Annotated in this window: 4 protein-coding genes; 3 read left to right on the forward strand and 1 reads right to left on the reverse strand. The window is 60.6% G+C overall.

Features of this window, described 5'->3' with window-relative positions; translation table 11 throughout:
* From aroC to BG35_RS12775, 3 genes are all read left to right on the forward strand, one after another.
* Window positions 1-921 (forward strand): chorismate synthase (gene aroC / locus BG35_RS0107510; protein ID WP_025782342.1); only part of this gene is annotated, 921 nt, incomplete at its 5' end.
* Window positions 922-1020: 99 nt separating this feature from the next.
* Window positions 1021-2058 carry a DNA cytosine methyltransferase gene (locus tag BG35_RS12170; RefSeq protein ID WP_152535224.1) on the forward strand — a complete coding sequence of 346 codons (1038 nt, stop codon included), beginning with the start codon at window positions 1021-1023 and terminating at the stop codon, window positions 2056-2058.
* 77 nt (window positions 2059-2135) lie between these two features.
* A complete protein-coding gene (locus BG35_RS12775; protein WP_152535225.1) occupies window positions 2136-3008 on the forward strand; it encodes a NotI family restriction endonuclease in 873 nt (290 codons plus the stop codon).
* A gap of 29 nt (window positions 3009-3037) precedes the next feature.
* Here the strand turns inward: BG35_RS12775 and BG35_RS0107525 are convergent.
* The coding region (locus BG35_RS0107525; RefSeq protein WP_025782344.1) for a DHHA1 domain-containing protein at window positions 3038-3848 on the reverse strand (811 nt) is incomplete at its 5' end.

The following is a 3848-nucleotide window of genomic DNA, read 5'->3' on the forward strand; positions in this document are numbered from 1 at the left end:
CCCCGCCAGGAGGCGGATCAGGTGGACATCCTCAGTGGCTTGCTGGATGGCGTCACCCTGGGGACCCCCATCGCCATGGTGGTGCGCAACAAGGACCAGCGGCCTGGGGACTACAGCGCCATGGCCCACACCTTCCGCCCCTCCCATGCCGATGCCACCTACCAGGCCAAGTACGGGATTCAGGTCCGCAGCGGTGGCGGTCGCGCTTCGGCCCGGGAAACCATCGCTCGGGTGGCTGGCGGCGCCGTTGCCCGTCAGTTGCTGCGCCACCTGCACAACACCGAGGTGGTGGCCTGGGTGGAGCAGGTGCATGACCTGGTGGCCCGGGTGGACCCTTCCACAGTGGGCACGGCCCAGGTGGACGCCACCATGGTGCGCTGTCCGGATCCGGCGGTGGCCGAATCCATGATCACCAGGATCAAGGCCGTTGGCCAGGAGGGAGACTCCCTGGGGGGCGTGGTGGGTTGTGTGGCGCGCCACTGCCCGGCGGGACTGGGGATGCCGGTGTTCGACAAGCTGGAGGCGGACCTAGCCAAGGCGGTGATGTCCTTACCCGCCACCAAGGGCTTTGAAATCGGGTCGGGCTTTGCCGGCGCCCGTCTGCGGGGTAGTGAGCACAACGACGCCTTTCTCGCCACCGGTGACGGCTCCATCCGCACCGCCACCAATAACTCCGGCGGGATTCAGGGGGGCATCAGCAACGGGGAGCCCATCACCATGCGGGTGGCCTTCAAGCCCACCGCCACCATCCGCAAGCCCCAGAATACCGTGGATGCCAGCGGGGCGCCGGTGGTGTTGGCGGCCAAGGGGCGCCATGATCCCTGCGTGCTGCCCCGGGCCGTGCCCATGGTGGAGGCCATGGTGGCCCTGGTGCTGGCCGATCACCTGCTGCTGCAACAGGCCCAGTGCAGCCTGTTCTGAGTGCGTCGCCAAGGTGGGGACGGGCTAGGCAGGACGAAACTGTCAAGCTCAGGACTGACCCACTGTAGAGTGGGATAACTGTTGTCGATTTTCCGCCCCATGGCCAATGCCCTGGCCGCTAAAAACAACCTTGCACTCAGCCTGTTTTCCGGTGCTGGTGGCATGGACGTCGGCGTTGACTCGGCTGGCTTCAGAACGATATGCGCCGTGGAGTTAGACCCCCATGGAGCAGAAACCCTGCGCCGCAATGCAAATGGGAAGAGGGTTTTGCAGGTAGATATCCGTAGCCTTGATATCGAGCAAACAGGTGAGTTGTTGGGGATCCCTGCCGGGGGCTTGGCTCTTTTGCATGGTGGTCCACCATGCCAGCCCTTTAGCCAAATCGGGAAACGGGAAGGAACTGATGATCCCCGGGGTGGATTGGCTTTCCAGATGGTGCGCTTTGCTTCAGCGCTACGGCCTATCGCGATCATCATGGAACAGGTTCCTCAATTTCTTAATCACGAAGTTGCGGATATTTTGTCAGATAAACTCAGTAGATTGGGATACGAGTTGCACATGGCAATACTCAATGCCGTGAATTATCATGTGCCTCAGAATCGCAAGCGGGCTATCATTGTTGGCGTACCCCAAGGAACAAGGTACACCTTCCCCACGCGAACCCATGTATGGGATATGACGGTAGGGGATGTCCTGAAAGATCTGCCCCCGGCCGCTGCTCCACCTGATCCTCCTGCCGTAGCCAATCATGTGGACATCACGCCGCCCCGTGATCGTGAACGGATATCCTATGTCCTTGAAGGGGAATGGCTTTCCAAGTCCAAAGCTCCCCCGGAAATCGTTCAACGGCTCACGCCAAAAGACTCAACAAAATTTCGCCGCCTGGATCGCGGCAAGCCATCCCTCACACTTCGTTGCGGAGAAACCCCATATCACCCGGTTGAGAATCGCTATTTAACTCCAAGAGAAGCTGCCCGCATTCAGGGGTTCCCCGACTCACATATTTTCACTGGCCCCATTCGACGACGGACGGGCATTGTCCCCAACCTCGATCAGCACCGCCAAGTGGCAAATGCTGTTCCTCCCCCACTGGCTCGGGCAGTGGCTCAAAGTGTAAGGACTTCATTATGTCTATAATTAGCGAGCTTTACGGGTACACCCTCACCACAAGCGGCGCCTATGGTGCAGACACTCTCCAAGCCCGATGCCCACACATGGACAACCGCCTGTGGGACGGTGGAGGCAACCGAGACATGATGCGCTGGCCCGCAAACAGGGAACCGTTGGCATCGCTTTTTGATTCATCGGTAGGGCGCAAAGGCGGCGGCTTCATTCCTTGTGGCGTGTGTTCGGTTGAGTCCGGCAGGGAGCAGTGGGCAGTTTGCCCCCACCGGCTCCTTGCGCTGGATGTTCTCAACCCATCGCCACAGCAACGTCCCTTACGTGACAGGGTATTGAAGTTGGCGGGATTCTGCGAAGGCGACACTGTACAGGTTTGGTCGGAAGTCACGTTGAGAGACAAGTATGTCAATTACCGCCTTGACTACGTACTACGCAATGGTAGCGCCCCTCCCTGCATCGTTGAAATTATGACGGCCTCCACCTCTGGAGGCAACAAAGAGAAGCGGACAGATATGCGGTCCGCCTTTTGTGATGCGGTGTTTTATGCAACTGGACGCTTGACGGAGCGTCGCAACTCACCCGGTGTCAACACGCGCCAGGTATGGGCGCGTATGGCATCCCAAATAATCGTCAAGTCGGAAATTGCAAACAAGTGGGGAGGACGTGCAATATGGGTCGTACAAGACACATTGATGTCCTACATCGGAGCACAAACAGGACTGAACCTGGACAAGTTGCGGTCTGCTTCATGGAAAGCCGGAGAGATCAACGTCATATCGGCGAGCCTGACTTCTCCTTCTGATTTCTCACTGTATTCCGGTCCGGTACATGCACGTTTTCCCGGGGATGCGTGCTGGACTGATTTGCTTCGTGCGCCTGCCATACCTCAACAGGAGGCGCTGGTTAAAAAGTTGACCGATGAGACGATGGCAGCTCATTTTACCTTCCAAGAGGATATGCCATGAGCAACTTCCACTTTTGAGTGCCCACCCCACTAAACAGCGAGTCCCAAATCCGCTGCGGCCTGAATAGCTAGCTGCCGCACATAGGGATGAAGGGGCTCTTGCTGTGGGGGGTCGGCATCCTCCGGCAGGGGCCACGGCGCCGTGCGGCATTCACCAGAGGCGTTGCGCAAGTGAATGGCCCCCTCCCGGCTGGAGCACCAATACCGGCGACCCTGCTTCTGGATCAGCACCTCTTGCCGGGCCGGGCGCAGGGCCTCAATCTCCAATTGAAGCCGAGGTTGTACACCCCGCCGATCCCAGCCAATCCGGAACGCCGCGTCCACCTGTTGCGGCGCCGGCCCATCGGACCAGCGCCAGGCAATGGCCGGGAAACGGGCTTCGCCACACGCCAGCTCGAACCTTCGGTGACCACCCCGTAGGCCCTGCTGCCTGAGCACTCGGCAGTTATGCGACCAGAACAAGGGAACCGGATGACCGATACCAAAGGGGGCCAGGGCGCGGAGGCTTGCCAGGAAGGCCCCGTTGATCCGCTCCAGACTCAAGTGGGCCTCCGGGGCCACCACCGCGGCGCTTTCCCCTTGCTGAAGGGCGGTGGCGGCCCGCTGCTCCAGCCGCTCCTGCAGGGTGGCAACCCGGTGGGGGACAACGGTGAATCCCCCGGCGGCGGGGTGTCCCCCGAAGACCTCCAACAGATCCCCGCAGGACTGAAGCGCTGCATCCACGGCAAACCAGCGAGGGGCCCGCACGGAGGCGCGGAAACGCCCCTGGTTATCCCCTGCCAGCAGGGCCACCGGGCGGCCAAAGCGCTCCATCAACCGGGCGGCGACAATACCGATCACC

Source organism: Candidatus Synechococcus spongiarum SH4 (genome assembly GCF_000586015.1).
GTDB classification, from domain to species: domain Bacteria; phylum Cyanobacteriota; class Cyanobacteriia; order PCC-6307; family Cyanobiaceae; genus Synechococcus_B; species Synechococcus_B spongiarum_F.

Coding starts and splice junctions, on each gene's coding strand:
- BG35_RS12775 (WP_152535225.1), top strand. CDS start 2,136: ATGGACAACCGCCTGTGGGACGGTGGAGGCAACCGAGACATGATGCGC.
- BG35_RS12170 (WP_152535224.1), top strand. CDS start 1,021: ATGGCCAATGCCCTGGCCGCTAAAAACAACCTTGCACTCAGCCTGTTT.